General features: G+C 45.6%; 13 protein-coding genes. 11 read left to right on the plus strand and 2 right to left on the minus strand.

The window, feature by feature from the left end:
- Window positions 1–51: 51 nt before the first annotated feature.
- The 11 genes from bamA to pepN all read left to right on the plus strand — a co-directional run bounded on the left by bamA (window position 52) and on the right by pepN (window position 15388).
- Complete coding sequence (gene bamA / locus IE104_RS02045) at window positions 52–2733, plus strand: outer membrane protein assembly factor BamA (RefSeq protein ID WP_189418217.1); 2682 nt, start codon at window positions 52–54, stop codon at window positions 2731–2733.
- A gap of 67 nt (window positions 2734–2800) precedes the next feature.
- Window positions 2801–3313 carry an OmpH/Skp family outer membrane protein gene (locus IE104_RS02050; RefSeq protein ID WP_229837576.1) on the plus strand — a complete coding sequence of 171 codons (513 nt, stop codon included), beginning with the start codon at window positions 2801–2803 and terminating at the stop codon, window positions 3311–3313.
- Between the two features lie 5 nt (window positions 3314–3318).
- A complete protein-coding gene (lpxD, locus tag IE104_RS02055) occupies window positions 3319–4353 on the plus strand; it encodes a UDP-3-O-(3-hydroxymyristoyl)glucosamine N-acyltransferase (protein ID WP_308429256.1) in 1035 nt (344 codons plus the stop codon).
- 90 nt (window positions 4354–4443) lie between these two features.
- Entirely contained in the window at window positions 4444–4881 is a 438-nt protein-coding gene (gene fabZ / locus IE104_RS02060) for a 3-hydroxyacyl-ACP dehydratase FabZ (protein ID WP_189415608.1), read from the plus strand.
- 52 nt (window positions 4882–4933) lie between these two features.
- The gene (lpxA, locus tag IE104_RS02065; RefSeq protein WP_189415610.1) at window positions 4934–5704 is read left to right on the plus strand and encodes an acyl-ACP--UDP-N-acetylglucosamine O-acyltransferase; all 771 of its coding nucleotides are present in this window, start codon (window positions 4934–4936) and stop codon (window positions 5702–5704) included.
- A 63-nt stretch (window positions 5705–5767) separates the two neighbouring features.
- Window positions 5768–6904: a lipid-A-disaccharide synthase gene (gene lpxB, locus IE104_RS02070; protein ID WP_189415612.1), complete on the plus strand. Its 1137-nt coding sequence runs from the start codon at window positions 5768–5770 to the stop codon at window positions 6902–6904.
- Window positions 6905–6935: 31 nt separating this feature from the next.
- Window positions 6936–7544 (plus strand): ribonuclease HII, encoded by a 609-nt coding sequence (gene rnhB, locus IE104_RS02075; protein ID WP_189415614.1) that lies wholly within the window; start codon window positions 6936–6938, stop codon window positions 7542–7544.
- Window positions 7544–7816: a hypothetical protein gene (locus tag IE104_RS02080; protein WP_189415616.1), complete on the plus strand. Its 273-nt coding sequence runs from the start codon at window positions 7544–7546 to the stop codon at window positions 7814–7816. Before rnhB ends, IE104_RS02080 begins: the two co-directional genes overlap by 1 nt.
- A gap of 40 nt (window positions 7817–7856) precedes the next feature.
- Window positions 7857–11423 (plus strand): DNA polymerase III subunit alpha, encoded by a 3567-nt coding sequence (gene dnaE, locus IE104_RS02085; RefSeq protein ID WP_189415618.1) that lies wholly within the window; start codon window positions 7857–7859, stop codon window positions 11421–11423.
- Window positions 11424–11686: 263 nt separating this feature from the next.
- On the plus strand, window positions 11687–12637 hold the full coding sequence (locus tag IE104_RS02090) for an acetyl-CoA carboxylase carboxyltransferase subunit alpha (RefSeq protein WP_189415620.1): 951 nt from the start codon (window positions 11687–11689) through the stop codon (window positions 12635–12637).
- A 93-nt stretch (window positions 12638–12730) separates the two neighbouring features.
- Window positions 12731–15388, plus strand: coding sequence for an aminopeptidase N (gene pepN, locus IE104_RS02095; protein ID WP_189415622.1), 2658 nt, complete (start codon window positions 12731–12733; stop codon window positions 15386–15388).
- Window positions 15389–15481: 93 nt separating this feature from the next.
- On the opposite strand, the gene IE104_RS02100 is transcribed toward pepN, so the two are convergent.
- Both IE104_RS02100 and IE104_RS02105 read right to left on the minus strand, forming a co-directional pair.
- On the minus strand, window positions 15482–16489 hold the full coding sequence (locus IE104_RS02100; RefSeq protein ID WP_189415624.1) for a CE1 family esterase: 1008 nt from the start codon (window positions 16487–16489) through the stop codon (window positions 15482–15484).
- A gap of 132 nt (window positions 16490–16621) precedes the next feature.
- Window positions 16622–19063 (minus strand): YgiQ family radical SAM protein, encoded by a 2442-nt coding sequence (locus IE104_RS02105; protein ID WP_189415626.1) that lies wholly within the window; start codon window positions 19061–19063, stop codon window positions 16622–16624.
- Window positions 19064–19159: the final 96 nt, after the last annotated feature.

Consider the following 19159-nt stretch of genomic DNA (forward strand, 5'->3'; position numbering starts at 1 on the left):
CGGCCACGATGAATTCTTATTATTAGATCAGACGATATGAAGCGAGTTTCAATGCGATTTTTCTGTTGCTTAGTGGTATTGCTCACGTCTTTTGCGGTGCAAGCACAAACCCAAAATTTCCGTATTAGCGACATCCGGGTAGAAGGTTTACAGCGTGTATCGGCGGGGACAGTGTTCAGTGCGCTACCGGTGCGTGTGGGCGATACGGTTAACCAATCCGATATTCAAAATGCGACTCGCGAACTCTTTAAGGTAGGTTTTTTTGCCGACGTTGCAATCCAACGTGATGGTGAAGTTTTGGTGTTGGTGCTTAAAGAGCGCCCCGCTATTAATAAAATTGAATTGGAAGGTAACAAGGCTATCAAGTCTGAAAATTTGATGGACAGCCTTAAAAAGAACAACTTGTCTGAAGGCCAGATTTTTCAGCGCGCAACCTTGGAAGGTATTACCCAGGCGTTACAACGTGAATACATTGCGCAAGGTCGTTACGGTGCGACAGTTAATATTGAGATTGAAGATTTACCGCGTAATCAGGTAAAAGTTAAAGTAAAAATCAAGGAAGGTTCTGTCGCGCGTATCAAACAAATTAATATAGTGGGCAATAAAATTTTCAGCGATCAGGAGCTTCTTGATCTCTTCGAGTTGCGCACCTCTGGATTATTTTCCTGGATAAGTGGTAACGACAAATATTCCAAAGAAAAAATGAAAGGTGATTTGGAAAAAATCGAATCCTACTACATGGACCGTGGTTATCTTGCGTTCAAACTGGATTCGTCGCAAATTTCTTTGAGTCCAGATAAAGAACAAATTTTTATCACCATCAACCTTACTGAAGGTGATATTTACACGGTTAGCAGTGTGGAGTTGGCAGGTGATCCGGTTATTGATCCGGAAATTTTGCGACAATTTCTGTTAGTGAAGGAAGGCCAATTCTTTTCACAAATTTTAATGACTACTTCGTCTGAGTATGTGACCCAGCGTTTGGGTAACGAGGGTTATACCTTTGCAAAAGTGGAAGGTGTGCCTGAGAAGAATGATGCTGATAAAACTGTAAAAATGACGTTCTTTATTGATCCGGGTAAACGTGCTTACGTTAACCGTATCAATTTTAAAGGCAATACCAAAACTATCGATGAAGTTTTACGTCGCGAAATGCGTCAGATGGAAGGCGGTTCTGCATCTACTGCGCAAATTGAAAACTCTAAAGTGCATTTGGAGCGTTTGGGTTTCTTCAAAGAAGTAAAAGTAGATACCAAAGAAGTGCCGGGCTCTTCTGATAAGGTCGATGTGACTTACACAGTGGAAGAACAAGCCTCAGGCAGCATGAGTTTGCAAATTGGTTATGCGCAATATTCGGGTTTGTTGTTCCAGGCCGGGATACAGCAAAACAACTGGTTCGGCACGGGTAAACAAATTGGTTTCAATTTCAGCCATAACCGCTATCAAACAAGCTATTCGTTAAATTATAACGATCCTTACTTTACTCCAGATGGTATTAGCCGTGGCTTTAGTCTTTATTACACCAAGAGTGATTACGGTTCTTACAACATTACGCCCTATAGCACCAATACTTATGGAGGCAAAATTACCTTTGGTTATCCAATTTCGGAAATTGAGCGCATAGGTTTTGATATTGGCTTGCGTAATCTTGAAGTGACACCGACTGGTTATTCTTCGCAAGAAATTCAACGCACTCCACGTTTTATCGATGGGTTCATATATTCGGCTGATCAATACGGAAGATTGGTAAAACTTTCTGATAGCTATATCAGTACCGCTGATTATCAATCGATTCTTAATAATCAGAAAAATGGTATTGATTACCTTGCAAATACCTACAACCTTAATCCTGTTACTGAAGATCAGTTAGGAGAGAAAGGCTTTATTGATAAATACGGCGATAACTTTAATGATGCGCAGTTAAGTGTGTTTTGGTTGAAATCAACACTTAACCGCGGAGTGTTGCCTGATCGTGGAGCGCAACAACGTCTATCTGGCGAAGTGACTTTACCGGTTGGAGATCTGGAATACTTTAAACTGGATTATGAAGGTCAATTCTTCAAGCCTTTGACCAGTGCTTTAACTTTGCGTGTTCATGGTCGTGTTGGCTACGCCGAAACCTATGGTAAAACAGATCGCCTGCCATTCTTCGAAAACTTCTATGGCGGTGGTTTTGGTTCCGTGCGCGGTTTTGAGCGCAATTCTCTTGGCCCAAGAAGTACGGTGCAAGAAACGCCTTTCTATGCTTATTCCACATGGGACGATCGTAATGGTGATGGTAAGCAGGATGACAGCGAATTATCGAATCCTGCTTTGGTATTATGTCAAAATGCCAACGGATGTAGCTCGGGCACTTTAGTGGTTCCCAATGGCAAGCTACTTACCCAACGTGAAATAGAAGACTATGGTCGTAGACGCGGTGCTTTCGGGGGCAACGTGATTATTGAAGGTGGTGCGGAGATTTTGTTCCCCTTGCCATTTATCAAAGACCAACGTTCCGTGCAGTCAACACTGTTCCTGGATACGGGTAATGTTTTCGATACACATTGCGGCGCCCAGCAAAGAAACTGCCATGGGGTGAATATCGACGACTTTAAAGCCTCGTTCGGTGTCGGCTTAACCTGGATATCCAGCTTTGGCCCAATGCAGTTCAGTATCGCCAAGAAGATTAGTAAAGATGATCCGTTTGATGATGACAAGGTATTCGACTTCACCTTGGGTCAAACTTTCTAAGGTCAATCTTCCAAAGATAGTTTAAATATTTTAATTGCTGTTAATTTAATGATAAGAGGAAATGCTCGTGAACTTTACTAAAAAATGTGTAGCCGCTGCAGCTTTGTGCATGATGTCAGCTGTTAGCTTTGCTGAAGCTAAAATTGCAGTAATCAATCCTGAAGGCGCAATTTTATCGACCGCTGTTGCCAAGGCTCGCTTCGAAAAATTAGAAAAAACATCTGACTATGCTGCAACCAAAGCAAAATTGGATGGAATTTCTGCAGATTATAAAGCGCTGCAAGAATCTGCTAAAAAAGACGGTTCTACCTGGTCTAACGAAAAGAAAGAAGAAGTAGCTAAAAAGATTCAAGGCTTGCAACAAGATGCGCAGTTCAATGGCCAAAAATTGCAAAAATCTCGTCAAGAAGCTGCTGAAGCTATCGCACAAGAATTAGGTCAAAAATATCAAGCTGCATTAAAGCAAGTTGTTGATGCAGAAAAAATTGGTTTGTTGTTGGGCCCACAAGCTGCAATTTTCGCAACGCCAGAATATGACATTACTGCAAAAGTGACTGACTTAATTAACAAAGCCAAGTAATTAATGTGTCTAAAATTACTACCCGCTTTACTCTAGCCGAGCTGGCTCAGCACATTGGTGCTGAGCTGGTGGGCAACCCTCAGCATGAAATATCCTCGCTCGCGACACTCCAAGCTGCTACTCAGAATGATCTGAGCTTTATTGCCAATCCCGCCTATAAGAAACATTTGTCTAGCACTCAGGCAGGTGCTGTTATTTGCGCCCCGGATTTAGCCGAAGCAATTGCGGGCAACAAATTAATTGTTGCTAATCCATACCTTTGCTACGCACAACTGACTGCATTGTTTAACTCGCCTGTGAGCAGCGTGGGTGTGCACGAATCAGCCGTAGTTGGCAAAAACTGCGTATTAGGAAAGGATGTGTGGATTCAACCCAATGCAGTTATCGGCGATAACGTGAATTTAGGCGATGGCGTTGTTATAGGTGCAGGAGCCGTTGTAGGAACCAATAGCAGCATAGGGGCGAGAACCCGTTTGTACGCCAATGTCACTGTCTATCACGACATCAGTATTGGCGAAGATTGTATTTTCCACAGCGGTTGTGTGATTGGCGCAGACGGTTTTGGTTTTGCGCCCGCATCGACTGGCTGGATGAAAATTCATCAGCTGGGAAGTGTAGTGATTGGCAATAATGTAGAGATAGGCGCAAATACCACGATTGATCGAGGAGCGCTGGATAATACTTTTATCGATGACGGCGTGATTATCGATAATTTGGTGCAAATTGGTCATAATGTGCGGCTTGGTAAAAACACCGCGATTGCGGCCCATACTGCTATTGCCGGCAGTACCACTATCGGTGATAACTGTACCATTGCGGGCGCGGTTGCTATTGCCGGTCACGTTACTCTGGCTGACAGGGTTCATATCACGGGTATGAGTATGGTTTCCAACTCGATTAGCGAAGCCGGTTCCTATTCATCAGGTGTGCCTTTGGGGCCAACCAAAGAGTGGCGAAAAAATGCAGCGCGGTTCCGTCAGTTAGACAGCTTGGCGACCCGAATCATTAAGCTGGCGCGCAAGGCTCCAGAAGATGAATAATTAATACAGGCGCGCGCGTAACCAATTCTTGCTTGCGGATAAATACCCAGGCACAAACAGATACTTTGAATTATACCCAGGGCCATTCCTATGATGGATGTCAACGAAATACGTGAATATTTACCACATCGCTACCCATTTCTCTTGGTCGATAGAGTCGTGGAGCTGGTGGAAGGCGAATCCATTGTTGCCTACAAAAATATCACCGTAAACGAAGAAGTTTTTAATGGCCACTTTCCGCAAAACCCGGTATTTCCCGGTGTGATGATTATCGAAGCCATGGCGCAAGCTTCAGGCATTCTCGGTTTTAAAACCATGAATAAAAAACCACAAGACGGCTCGATTTATTTGTTTGCTGGTGTGGATGATGTGCGCTTCAAGCGTCAAGTTATTCCGGGAGATCGTTTGCAATTGGAATCTCGCGTAATTTCAGAAAAGCGCGGCATTTGGAAGTTTGAATGTAAAGCGACTGTGGATGGCGTATTGGCGGCATCGGCAACTATTCTTTGTGCGGATCGCAAAGTGTAGGTTATCGATAATTTTTGTAGTCGAAACATCCACCTATCCATGAGATTTTATTTTGATTGATTCACGCGCAATAATTCATCCCAGTGCGAAACTTGCTGCCGATGTTCAAGTGGGCCCTTGGTCAATCATAGGTCCGGATGTTGAAATCGGTGAAGGCACAGTTGTCGATTCCCACGTTGTGGTTAAAGGCCCAACGGTCATCGGCAAATACAATCGCATCTATCAATTTTCTTCCGTGGGTGAAGATACTCCCGATTTAAAATACAAAGGTGAGCCCACACGTTTGGTTGTAGGTGACCACAACATTATTCGTGAAGGCGTCACCATTCATCGCGGTACTATTCAAGATCGCAGTGAAACTACGATTGGCAGTCACAACTTAATTATGGCTTACGTGCACATTGGCCATGACAGCGTTATTGGCAATCACTGCATCCTGGTGAATAACACCGCGCTTGCCGGTCACGTTTATATCGGCGATTGGGCGATTCTCAGCGGCTACACCTTGGTGCATCAATTTTGCAAAATTGGCGCCCATAGTTTTACCGGTATGGGCACGGCAGTAGGTAAAGATATTCCTGCTTATGTCATGGCAACTGGCAATCCAGCAGAAGCAAAAAGCATTAATAGCGAAGGTTTACGTCGACGCGGATTTAGCAGCGAAGAAATTGCGACCATCACCAAAGCTTATAAATTAATTTATCGTCGCGGTTTAACAATTGACGAGGCCTTGGTTGAGTTGGAAGCCATGGTGCCTGAGTGCGAGCGTTTAATTCCTTTAATTCAATCGATCAAAGATTCCACCCGCGGTATTGTGAGATAAAAATTATTTTATTGATGTAAAAATAATAAAGAACAAATAAGAGATTTTTATTGGGGCTAAGAAATGGAACGTATACACATAGGTATTGTTGTCGGCGAAGCCTCTGGTGACATTCTTGGCGCCGCACTGATTGTAGAACTGCGTAAGCTTTACCCTAATGCGGAATTTTCCGGCATTGGCGGCCCACGTATGTTGACCCTGGGTTTCCATTCTTATTTCCCGCAGGATCGTTTGGCTGTGATGGGCTTAATCGAGCCCCTGAAGCGCTTGCCCGAATTACTGCGTATCCGTAAGTTTTTGCGTGAGCATTTTATTGCAAACCCTCCTGCAGTTTTTATCGGTATAGACTCACCGGATTTTACAATTTCATTAGAAGGCTCGCTTAAAGAGCATGGCATAAAAACCGTTCATTACGTTAGCCCGTCAGTATGGGCATGGCGACAAAAACGCGTCTTTAAAATTGCGAAATCAGTTGATTTAATGCTTACACTTTTGCCGTTTGAAGCAGCTTTTTACGAAAAGCATAATGTGCCGGTAGAATTTGTTGGTCATCATCTTGCTGATGAAATTCCGCTTGAGGTTGATAAATATAAAGCACGGCGTGAGTTGGGAATTCCCGAACATGCGCGCGTAGTGGCATTGCTTCCCGGTAGTCGTGCCAGTGAAGTAGAGCGCATGGGTAAATTGTTTATGCATGCTGCCGTATTTTGTCTTGAGCAAGACCCGGAATTATTATTTTATATTCCCGCAGCCAATTCAGATCGCTATCGTCAGTTGCATCACCAATTAAATGATTATGTGGATTTTCCAATCCAACTGTTCAACGGCAATTCTCACCGGGTTATGGCTGCGGCAGATGTGCTTTTGTTGGCGTCCGGTACAGTAACTCTAGAGGCTTTACTGCTTAAAAAGCCTATGGTTGTTGCCTACAAAATGGCACCGCTAACGTTTAAAATTTTGTCCTGGCTTGTCAAAACCCCCTTTGTTTCTTTGCCTAATTTATTAGCCAACAAATTACTCGTACCGGAATTGTTGCAAGACGACGCCTCGCCAGAAAAATTAAGCGCAGGCATAATGCATTACTTTGAAAATCCCGACGAAGCGCAAACACTGAGCAATACTTTTGCCGATATGCATGCAACATTAAAACGCGATGCGAGTGTACGAGCTGCAGCCGCTATCGCAAAACTCATTAACTAATAACATCTATCTGCAAGTTGGATCTGTCATCATGCTCGAGCCGTTTATCTGTAGTTATCAAGGCGTTTTATTGGCCGGCTGTGATGAAGTCGGGCGTGGGCCTTTGGCGGGTGATGTGGTCGCAGCAGCAGTTATTCTTGATCCGGAAAATCCTATTTTGGGTTTGGATGATTCAAAAAAACTTACCGAAAAAAAACGTGAGCTTTTGTTTGATGAAATAAAACTCAAAGCCAAAAGCTGGTGTGTTGCACGTGCATCTGTTGCTGAAATCGATAAGATAAATATTTTACAAGCCAGCTTGTTGGCGATGACCCGCGCAGTACAAGGCTTACATATCCAACCGGAACACGTATTGGTCGATGGTAATAAATTACCCCGATGGAGTTATGTCGCTGAAGCGGTTGTTAAAGGCGATAGCCGTGTTGCGGCTATTAGCGCAGCATCCATTCTGGCAAAAGTTGTGCGCGACCGTGAAATGGTGGAATTTGATAAACAGTATCCTGGCTACGGCCTTGCGGATCACAAAGGCTATCCAACACAAGCACATATGGATGCCTTAGAGAAGCTGGGCGTCACGCCAATTCATCGCACGTCTTTTGCGCCTGTGCGCGCCAAAATCGAACAGATGAAATTATTTTAATGAGTAATATTTGCGACGCCGATTTGCAATACCTAAAGCCCGGCAAACGGGTTGTGTTGAAATCTTTTAAAGGTAGTTTGGCTGTGCCGCAAGATGTAAAACCAGAAGAAAATTATTGGAAACTGATTGGTAGTAAAGCCGTGGTGGAGCAAACAAACAATACGGACTCAGTGTTGATTAAGTTTGAGCGCGATTTTTCTGATTTAGGTTTGGCCACCGCAAATGCTTTGTGGATATTGATCAGCGATTTAAAGTTTATTTGCCGTTACTGAAATGTATCGTGAAATTTCCCCCATTCATTATTGAAAAACCATGACCGCAAATTTTGTACATCTACGCTTGCATACCGAATTCTCGCTTGTCGATAGTTTGGTGCGTATTAAAAAACTCGTCAAACGTGTGGCCGAGTTGGATATGCCTGCTTGCGGTATTAGCGATCAATGCAATTTCTATGGACTTATAAAATTTTATAAGGCTGCACAAGGCGCGGGTATTAAACCTATTATCGGCAGCGACTTTTGGATGGCCAGCAGCGACAGCGAAGGCAAGCCAACAATCGTTACCTTGTTAGCCATGAATAACACTGGCTACAAAAATATTATCGAGTTGATTTCACGTGCATGGCGCCAGGGGCAACAGCAGGGCGTTGCATACGTTCAGCGCGAATGGATCAGCGAATTTAGTGAAGGTTGTATCGCACTCTCCGGTGGAAAGTTTGGCGATGTGGGTATGTGCTTACTCGCAGGCCGTGCTGAACAAGCGCAGGAATTGTTGCAAGCCTGGATGCGAGATTTCCCCAATCGCTTTTACTTGGAGCTGCAGCGCACTGGGCGCGAGAACGATGAAAGTTATTTACATTCTGCGGTCGCTCTTGCTGAAACTTTGCAGTGCCCTGTGGTTGCTACTAACGATGTACGCTTCATCAATCGTGATGAATTTGAGGTGCACGAAGCGCGCGTGTGTATCAGTGAAGGCCGCACGCTGGATGATCCGCGTCGTGAACGTCGCTACAGCGAGCAGCAATATTTGCGTTCGGCAGAAGAAATGTCGGAGCTGTTTAGCGATATCCCGGAAGCGCTGGAGAACACGCTTGAAATTGCCAAGCGCTGCACCGTCAATATCCAAATGGGCAAATATTTCTTGCCTGAATATCCTGTCCCCGAGGGTATGACTGAAGGAGATTTCTTCAGAAAAATTTCGCAAGACGGTTTGGAAAAACGTCTCGAACGTATTCTCGATAAATCGGCACCTGATTACGCGGAACGCCGCAAAATTTATGATGACCGTTTGAAATTCGAACTGGATATTATTATCCAGATGGGGTTCCCCGGTTACTTCCTGATCGTGATGGACTTTATCCAGTGGGCAAAAGATCACGATATTCCCGTGGGCCCAGGCCGTGGTTCTGGTGCGGGTTCGCTCGTCGCCTATGTGTTATTGATTACTGACCTCGACCCGCTGCAATACGATTTGCTGTTTGAACGTTTCTTGAATCCGGAACGTGTATCCATGCCTGACTTTGATATCGATTTCTGTATGGATGGCCGCGACCGTGTAATTTCTTACGTGGCTGATAACTATGGCCGCGACGCCGTAAGCCAAATCATCACCTTCGGTACCATGGCTGCAAAAGCGGTGGTGCGCGATGTGGCGCGTGTGCAAGGCAAGTCTTATGGCTTGGCCGATAAGCTTTCCAAAATGATTCCGCCCACGCCGGGCATGACACTCGCGCAAGCCTTGGAAGAAGAGCCGCAACTCAAAGAGTTTTTGGCGGGCGATGCTGACGGCCAGGAAATTTGGGAAATGGCGGTTCAGCTTGAAGGCCTAACCCGTAACGTGGGTAAGCATGCCGGTGGTGTGGTTATAGCACCCACCAAGCTTACCGATTTCGCACCGCTGTTCAGCGATGAAAGCGGCGGCGGCCTGGTAACCCAATTCGATAAAAACGATGTGGAAGAAGCGGGCCTGGTTAAGTTCGACTTCCTCGGTTTGCGCACGCTCACAATTATTGATTGGGCGCGCATCATGATCGACAAACAGCGTGCTCGCCTGGGCGAAGAGCCTCTGGATATCAGCGCTATCCCGCTTGATGATGCGGCTACTTTTTCGTTGCTTAAGCGCGCTGAAACTACTGCCGTATTCCAGCTTGAATCGCGCGGTATGAAAGACCTGATCAAGCGCCTGCAACCGGACAATATTGAAGACCTGATCGCATTGGTGGCGCTCTTCCGTCCGGGGCCACTGGAATCCGGCATGGTGGATGATTTTATCAACCGTAAACACGGCCGCGCCCAGGTTGCTTATCCCGACGCAAAATTCCAGCACCACACCTTAAAGCCTGTGCTTGAGCCAACTTACGGCGTTATCGTTTACCAGGAACAGGTAATGCAGATTGCACAGGTATTGGCGGGCTATACGCTCGGTGGTGCAGACATGTTGCGCCGCGCCATGGGTAAGAAAAAGCCCGAGGAAATGGCCAAGCAGCGCTCGGTATTCGAAGAGGGTGCCAAATCCATGGGCGTTGACCCGGATCTGGCCATTAAAATTTTCGACCTGGTAGAAAAGTTCGCGGGCTATGGTTTTAACAAATCCCACTCTGCAGCTTACGCGTTGGTTTCCTATCAAACCGCTTGGCTTAAAGCCCATTATCCCGCGCACTTTATGGCGGCAACCATGTCTTCGGATATGGATAAAACCGACAAAGTTGTGACCTTCATTGAAGAATGTCGCCACATGAAATTGAAGTTGCTGCCACCCGATGTGAATTCGGGGGAGTTCCATTTTACGGTGGATGAGAAGGGCAACATTATCTACGGATTGGGCGCGATCAAAGGCCTGGGTGAAGGCCCGGTGGAATCCATTATTGCGGCGCGCGCGCAAGGCGGACCTTTTAAAGATTTGTTTGATTTCTGTTCCCGCGTAGACCCTCGCAAGGTAAACAAGCGCGCGTTGGAGGCGATTATCCGCTCCGGCGCCGCCGATAATCTTGGGCCAACGGTTGGAACGCCGCAGTACAATCTTGATCACGATCGCGCCGTTATGTTCGCCTCCATGAGTGAAGCGGTAAAAACCGCTGAACAGGCTGCTGCGAACACCAATGCGGGCATGATGGATTTGTTTGGTGAAGTCATGGCGAGTGACTCCAGCAACGCGGATGTTTACAGCGATTTCCGTCGTGTGCGCACCTGGACTATGAAAGAGCGTTTGCATGCTGAGAAAGAGACGCTAGGTCTTTATTTGACAGGTCACCCCATCGACGAATACGAAAGCGAATTGCCGCATCTTGTCAGCTCACGTATAGCCGAGCTCAAACCTGATAAATACGAAGCGCGTGGTGAGAAAAAAGGCGACGAAAAGCCGCGTCAGTCAGTAGCAGGCTTGGTGGTCGCCCAGCGCACTATGAAAACCAAGCGCGGCGATACCATGGCTTTTGTGACCCTGGATGATCGTACCGGCCGAATCGAAATCGCTGTGTTTGCTGATACCTATATTCAATGCCGTGATGTGCTGCTAAAAGATGGCCTTCTAGTGATTGCGGGCCAAGTCAGTATCGACGACTTTAGCGGTATGTTAAAGATGCGTGCCATGACCATTCGCCCGCTTGCAGAGCTGCGTGAGGAACGAGCCAGGGAGTTGTGTCTGGAACTGGAATCGGGCACCTTGCCCGCTAATTTTATTCGTCAAATATCTGAAATTCTGGAACCCTATCGAGGTACAAAAACTCACGCTGCTCGCTGCCCCTTGGTCGTTGATTTTCGTCGCAGCAACGCCCGGGCGCAATTGAAATTAGGGGGCGATTGGAATATCCGCCCGGAAGATGAACTGCTCCAATCCTTAAGAGATGCTTACGGTAGCGCGAAAGTTAGGTTAATTTATTAATCTTCAGATATTTTTACAAAAAAATGCGTTTTAAAGTACCTGCAAACCATCGTGCGAATTTCGTCCAACGCCAAGCTAAAGCGAGCTTGAGTTTGGTTGATTTTGTGGGAAAAAGCATGAAAAGGTCGACTAAATGTGCCATTTCGCGTAAGGTAGCGACCCAAATAATGTGCCGATAGGCTTGGGTTCCATACTCACCTAACGAATACACTTCATGTTTTTTCGTGGTAGCGCACTACCCACATATAGAGCCAATAACTGCTATGAATCTGAATTATCTGGATTTTGAACAGCCCATCGCCGAACTTGAAGGCAAGATTGAAGAATTACAGCTTGTTGGCAACTCAAGCGATATCAATATCGCGGACGAAATTGCCAAGTTGCGTCAAAAGAGCAGTAAGCTCACTGAAAGCATTTACTCGAAGCTCACCGCATGGGACATCGTAAAGATTGCCCGTCATCCACAGCGCCCTTATACCTCAGATTACATCCCACTCCTGTTTACCGATTTTGATGAGTTGCATGGCGACCGTCATTTTGGTGATGACAAAGCCATTATCGGCGGTGTGGGTCGTTTGGATGGAAAACCTGTGATGGTGATCGGCGAGGAAAAAGGCCGCACTGTCCATGAAAAAGTCATGCGCAATTTCGGTATGCCTAAACCAGAAGGTTATCGCAAAGCTCTGCGTTTAATGGAAATGGCTGAGCGTTTTAAAATGCCGGTAATTACCTTAATTGATACCCCCGGTGCCTATCCTGGTATCGACTCGGAAGAACGCGGAATTTCAGAATCTATTGCGCAAAACCTTGCCGTTATGTCGCGTTTGCGCACGCCAATCATTTGCACAGTAATTGGTGAAGGTTCATCAGGTGGTGCGCTGGCAATTGGTGTGGGCGATCAGCTCAACATGTTGCAATATTCAACTTACTTTGTAATTTCTCCCGAAGGTTGCGCCAATATTATTTGGAAAACCGTTGCTAAAGCGCCCGATGCAGCACAAGCCATGGGTGTGACTTCAAAAGTCTTGCAAGACTTGGGCATTGTGGACGAAACCATTCCTGAACCTTTGGGCGGTGCCCACCGCGATCTGGATGCTATGGCACGCAAGCTACAAGAGCGCTTGATTGTGCAGGTGGACAAGCTCAGCAAAGAACCATTGGAATCCTTGTTGGAACGCCGTTACCAACGCCTGATGAGTTACGGTAACCCGTAAAATTAAAAAATTAAGAAAGCCGCTGGTGGAAATCAGCGGCTTTTTTGTTTGATAGTGTGTACATGGTCTTATCAAGAAGGAGTTAATGATTTGATGAAAATTTCCCCGTTGTTCTTGTGCGCGTTTTTAATAATAGTAACCGCCGCGTGCAATCTCACCCCCTCAGCTAATAAAAATCTTGAACGCAAGCTCGAACCCTATTTAGAACAAACTTATGCGGCTCAGCGCAAGCAGCAAATCAGTGACGTTAATTATCAGCTGCATATTGAATTGGATGAAGCATCAACATCATTTAACGGCAACATCAATATAGATTTCACATTGGCAAAAAATAACAAAATGCCAGTAACGGTTGATTTTGATGGAGGAGAAGTTTTATCCGTAGAGCTGAATGGCAAATCCGTTCAATGGAAACATGAAAAGTGGTTTATCACTTTTGCTCCTGAGTTATTTGCAGCAGGAAAAAATAATTTACGCATTAGCTACAGCCATCCGTTTGCGACAGCGGGTGATGGTTTGCATCGTTACAAAGATCAACAAACGGGTAACGTTTATCTCTACAGTAATTTTGAACCCTATAACGCGCATAAAATGTTTCCGCATTTTGATCAGCCAGATATTAAAGCCAGCTACTTGCTCGATGTAATTGCCCCTAAAAAGTGGCAAGTTATTTCTGCTACTCGCGAAACTAAAATCGATTCGCTTGGGGACAAGCAACATTGGTCGTTTCCCAAAACACCAATTATGTCGTCCTATGTATTTTCACTGCACGCAGGCAATTATGCTGTGTGGGAGGATAAGGCGGGTGATATTCCGCTGCGCTTATTTGCTCGTCAGGAATTGGCGCAATTTGTAAATTACAAAGAATGGTTTTTGTTTACACAACAGTCTTTTGCATTTTATAACCAATACTTTAATTATCCCTATCCCTTTGTTAAATACGACCAATTGGCGGTGCCCGATTTTAATAGCGGTGCTATGGAAAATATTGGCGCGGTAACTTTCAACGAAGCTTACATAAGCAGAGGCCAAAAAACCTATTTGCAGCGTATGCGTCACGGCAATGTTATTTCACATGAAATGGCACATATGTGGTTTGGCGATTTAGTCACTATGGATTGGTGGAACGGGCTTTGGCTCAATGAGAGCTTTGCAACCTACATGGCTACTTTACAGCAGGCGAATAATTCTGAATTTAAAAACGATGCATGGGACGTGTTTTATGCCGATATGAAGCAGTGGGCCTATACCACAGACCAGCAAGTAACGACTCATGCAATTGAATTACCCGTTGCTAATACGCTAGTCGCCTTCACAAACTTTGATGGCATCACCTATGGCAAGGGCGCATCTGTTCTTAAACAATTGGCTGTATATGTGGGCGAAGAAAATTTCAGGCTAGGTGTTGCAAGTTATTTAAAAAAATATGCCTACGCTAACACTACATTGAAAAATTTTATGGATGAAGTTGCTGCACCTGCCAAACAGAATTTATCCGGCTGGTCGCAGGAGTGGTTGTATAAAGCCGGTCTCAATACCATTTCTGTTGATTTCAATTGCACTGCCGAAGACGGACAGGCAAAGGTAAAAAATCTTACGATTTTGCAAACCGCTCCTAAAGCAAACCCTGAGTTACGCAGCCAGCGTGTGCAAATAGGTTTGTATGATTTGCGCAATGAAAAATTGGTGTCGTCTGCGGTATTGCCTATTACTTACCATGGCGAAAAGACCAAAGTTCGTGCTGCAGAAGGTTTGAACTGCCCGGACTTTGTTTATCCCAATATTGCGGATTGGGGCTATGTAAAAGTTAATTTGGATAGCAAATCGCGCCACAACCTTGAGCAACATATTCACGAATTTGATATAAGCTTACGCAAAATGTTGTGGCAGAACTTATGGGATGATGTTGAAGATACAAAAATTCCTCTTACCAATTACCTGGCATTTGCGCAAAAAAATATTGGTGCGGAACCTGATTTTCAATTGGTCGGCAGTATTCTAGGAAAACTCCAAACGGCCGCGTATTACTTTTGGTTGGCGGATCAGGTTGGTCAGGATCATAAAGCCGATTTAGTCGCTTTGGAAAAAATTGCGCAGCAACAACTTGAGCGCGCAGGTGAGGCCTCCAATTTTCAACGAGTTGCTTTTGACGCTTACGTCGCCTTGTTGCACACACCTGCGGGTTTGGAGGTCGCCCGTGACTATTTATTCAATAAAGATTTACCCAAAGGTTTTGTGGTGGATCAAGATCGTCGGTGGGCTTTGCTGCGTAAACTTAATCAATATCAATTTAAAGATTACCGTGAATTAACCGCAGCTGAGCAGCAAAAAGATAAGACCGATGTGGGTCAGCAAATGGCGGTGGTATCTGAGGTGATTCGTCCAGATGTTGCGGTAAAAGAAAAATGGTTTGCTGAACTTTTATCTGCCGATACAAAATACAAATTTGCAACGCAAAGATTAATGATGCGAGCTATGTTCCCTGCATCACAATTAAAGCTGCGTGAAGGATTTGAAGATCGAATCGTACAAGCTATTCCGCAAGTACAATCACGCAATAACGAGCGCTTTTTATCGGGTTATGCTGAACTTGTTAGCCCTCACGCGTGCACCAGCGCTAGCGTGCAACGTTTGACTGCAATCCGAGATCAATACGCCAATACGAATCCTGCGCTTGAAAAAGTATTGGCAACCAGCGTGCAGGAAGAACAGCGTTGCGTGGATATGATTGAGCTGATGAAGAAAAAATAATTTCGTGTTAGTTAAACCGTTTATGAAAAAAGCCGGCTGATTATGTCGGCTTTTTTATTCCGTTAAGAAACTCAACACTAAAGTTGCGAATATTTAGTAAGGATCGCTTAGCTTATGCTTTTTGAAGAATGCCCATATGACTTCATAAGCGTTGATATCCTGATTGGCAGAACTCTCAATTCCGGGCACGGCATGTGCACCATTGATAATTCGGTAATCATCTATATCACCCGCGATGCTGGTGCCGCGATACTCATATTTGGTTACAGAGCTGCCGTCATATTTACCTATATCAGGTAAGTGGGTAATAACGGGTTCGCGAGCCGTTTTGTTATTATTAATAAAGATTTCCCGGATGTCTCCCCACGCGGAGTACCAATCCCCGCCCATAATATTGACTATTTTGTCTGCTGTGCCGTTAATATTACAGATTGGCATGGGTTTATTGAATGTGTATTTAGGTAAACGAGATGTCATTATCGAGCCGGAAATAGGTGCTACAGCAGCAATTCTATCTTGCAAAAGTTGCGCAGTATAAAAAGCCATGTGGCCACCGCTGGACATGCCCGTTACGTAAACTCTATCAATATCTATGTCTTGTTGCTTTTCAATTAAGTCCAAAATTGCTTGAACAAAATAGGCGTCATCCCTACCCACATTCCAACCAACATTCCAGTAGGTATAGCTATTCATTTGATCGCTGACCGCCTGGGGCTTGAGCAGAAAAAATTTTTCTTTTCTAGCGAGAGAAACCCAGGCATCCCAAGGAAAAACCGGCGCTACTGTACCGCCTGCGCCATGGAAATCTATAACCAGGGGTAATTTTTTTAATTCAGGATTGCTGGGGCGGAAAAAAGAGAACTCGCGATTCAATCCCTGCACACGGATTTTATAACTGCCTATGTTTTCCTCAGCGTTTGAACCTTCAATTTTGACTTCCGACGGATAAATTTCCGGGTTAGAGGAGCCGCTAGTATTGCCCGTAGATGTGTCGGTAGTGGAGCTTGAATTGCCGGAGCCGCCACATCCGCTAAACAAAAGCACACTGGTGATGATTGCAAAAAAAATGTTAAACGGATTATTAATGTTATTAGTTGCCATGGATCATCCTTATTTATTGTCATTTTGATTCAATAGTGCAGTTGATACGCGCGTGAACAGAATCATATCGTGATCACGAGCGCATTTTACGAGCGTTACAGAGATAACACTCTCTTTATGTCAGGATTAGCATCAGCGTTTGCTTTTGGGTGCGGAAAAGTTTCTTGTTGTACTTTTGTTGTTAGTTTTTGGCTTTGTTTCAGCATTAAATTTTTTCGCGCTTTCAAATTTATCGCCAAAAGCTTTTGCGGCTGGTTTTTTGGCGACAGTTTTTTGAGCGCTGGCTACTGCAGCTTTCGCGCGCGGGTTAGCTGCTGCTTGCGCACGGGCATTAGGCGCGGGGTTTCTCGCTGTGGGTTTGGCGTTGCGGTTATCGCGTGCTTGTTTTGGATCTTCCGCTGGAATTAGTGCAGATGCTGCCGATCCAATTAAATGACCTTTGCGCATTTTGGTTAAAGCTTCGCGAATGACTGGCCAGCCAGCAGGATCGTGGTAGCGCAATAAAGCTTTATGTAAACGACGTTGTTCCAGTCCGCGCGGGATAGTAATTTTGCCACTTTTGTAAGTTAGCTTTTTAAGTGGGTTTCGTTCGCTCACATACATTGCCGTTGCTAGCGACATGGGCGATGGATAAAAGGTTTGCACCTGGTCCACTTCAAAATTATTTTTCTTAAGCCACAGCGCCATGTTCACCATGTCTTCGTCTTTGGTACCTGGGTGTGCTGCGATAAAGTAGGGAATCAAATATTGTTTCTTGCCTGCCTCGCGCGAGAACTTTTCAAACATTTTTTTGAAATCGTAATAGCTGGTCATCTTCGGCTTCATCATTTGCTCAAGCACACCGTCTTCGGTGTGTTCAGGAGCAATTTTTAAATAGCCGCCAACGTGGTGGGTAACCAATTCTTTTACGTATTCAGGGTCGCGAATCGCCAAGTCATAGCGTAAGCCAGATGCAATAGAAACTCGATTCACGCCTTTGATTTTGCGCGCAGCGCGATAAAGCGCGGTGGTGTGTTTGTGGTCTGTCGTTAAATTTTTACAAATAGTGGGATAAACACAAGATAAGCGACGGCATTTGGATAGAGTCGGCATATCTTTACAAGTGAGGCGATACATATTCGCCGTGGGGCCACCGAGATCAGAAATATGGCCGGTAAAGCCGGGCACTTTTTCGCGGATATCTTCAATTTCTTTCAAGATAGATTCTTGCGAGCGGCTTTGAATAATACGACCTTCGTGTTCGGTGATTGAACAGAAAGTACAGCCACCAAAACAGCCGCGCATAATATTCACGGAAGTTTTAATCATGTCATACGCAGGAATTTTTTCTTTGCCATAACTGGGGTGCGGTACGCGCGCATAGGGCAAATCAAATACGCCATCCAATTCATCTGTTTCTAAAGGAATTGGCGGTGGGTTTACCCAAATTTCGCGGTTGCCGTGTTTTTGCACCAGCGGGCGCGCATTGTAGGGATTTGCTTCCTGATGCAAAACACGCGATGCATGCGCATATAAAATCGGATCGTTGCGCACTTTTTCAAACGCGGGTAAGCGCACATAAACATTATCGTTTCCTGCCAGATCACTACGATTTTGCAAGGGCATTGGAATAATGCGAATCGCTTGCTCTGCATCTGGCTCTACAGCTTTCGCAGAAACATCCCCTTGTGCAGGGCAACCAATTGTCTGTAATTGCTCAGAAGGATTTAGAGCGGCAATTTGCGCTTCCATTTTTTCCGGGTCGAGTTGGCGCAAACCAATCTGCGAATTGTTTACATCGGAATTCGCAACGTCCACAACTGATTTTGGATCGTGTTGATACTCATAAGGATTGGGAAGTTTGTCGATATGACTCGGCCAATCGATACGCGTGGAATCAATTTCTGTCCAGCCTGCTGGCAAATCTTTGCGCACAATGGCAGTGCCGCGCAGGTTGGTGAGTTCGTGAATTTTTTTGCCTTGCGCGAGTGCGTGAGCAATATCGGCAATCGCGCGTTCAGCGTTACCGTATAAAAGAATATCGGCCGTGGCATCGATCAGCACCGAACGGCGAACTTCGTTGCTCCAATAATCGTACTGGGCGATGCGACGCAAGCTGGCTTCGATTCCGCCGAGCACAATTGGCACATCTTTGTAGGCCTCTTTGCAGCGCTGGCTATACACGGTCACGCAGCGATCCGGGCGTTTTCCGCCTACACCGCCGGGTGTGTAGGCGTCGTCGGAGCGCATGCGTAAATCGGCGGTGTAGCGGTTGATCATGGAGTCCATGTTGCCCGCGCTTACGCCAAAGAAGAGATTGGGTTTACCGAGTGCTTTGAAAGGTTCGGCGCTTTTCCAATCGGGCTGGGCGATGATCCCTACACGAAAACCTTGCGATTCTAAAAAGCGCCCGATGACGGCCATACCAAAGCTCGGGTGATCCACATATGCATCGCCACACACGATGATGATGTCGCAAGAATCCCAACCAAGCTTGTCCATCTCAGCGCGGCTCATGGGCAGGAATGGCGCGGGGCCATAGCATTCGGCCCAATAACGTGGGTGGTCAAAGAGGTTGATTGCGTCGGTATTCATAGTTTTGGCACTAAAGGGCAGAAGGGCACTGCAAGGTGGCGGTTTACTGGGTGCTATTGTCCCAGAAACAGGGTTGTGAATACAGCGTAGTTTTGG

Source organism: Cellvibrio zantedeschiae (assembly GCF_014652535.1).
GTDB classification, from domain to species: domain Bacteria; phylum Pseudomonadota; class Gammaproteobacteria; order Pseudomonadales; family Cellvibrionaceae; genus Cellvibrio; species Cellvibrio zantedeschiae.

Excerpts from the sequence above, each read along its gene's own strand:
- IE104_RS02080 (WP_189415616.1), top strand. The coding sequence starts at position 7,544 with ATGAGTAATATTTGCGACGCCGATTTGCAATACCTAAAGCCCGGCAAA.
- bamA (WP_189418217.1), top strand. The coding sequence starts at position 52 with ATGCGATTTTTCTGTTGCTTAGTGGTATTGCTCACGTCTTTTGCGGTG.
- dnaE (WP_189415618.1), top strand. The coding sequence starts at position 7,857 with ATGACCGCAAATTTTGTACATCTACGCTTGCATACCGAATTCTCGCTT.
- pepN (WP_189415622.1), top strand. The coding sequence starts at position 12,731 with ATGAAAATTTCCCCGTTGTTCTTGTGCGCGTTTTTAATAATAGTAACC.
- fabZ (WP_189415608.1), top strand. The coding sequence starts at position 4,444 with ATGATGGATGTCAACGAAATACGTGAATATTTACCACATCGCTACCCA.
- IE104_RS02105 (WP_189415626.1), bottom strand. The coding sequence starts at position 19,063 with ATGAATACCGACGCAATCAACCTCTTTGACCACCCACGTTATTGGGCC.
- IE104_RS02090 (WP_189415620.1), top strand. The coding sequence starts at position 11,687 with ATGAATCTGAATTATCTGGATTTTGAACAGCCCATCGCCGAACTTGAA.
- IE104_RS02100 (WP_189415624.1), bottom strand. The coding sequence starts at position 16,489 with ATGGCAACTAATAACATTAATAATCCGTTTAACATTTTTTTTGCAATC.
- lpxB (WP_189415612.1), top strand. The coding sequence starts at position 5,768 with ATGGAACGTATACACATAGGTATTGTTGTCGGCGAAGCCTCTGGTGAC.
- rnhB (WP_189415614.1), top strand. The coding sequence starts at position 6,936 with ATGCTCGAGCCGTTTATCTGTAGTTATCAAGGCGTTTTATTGGCCGGC.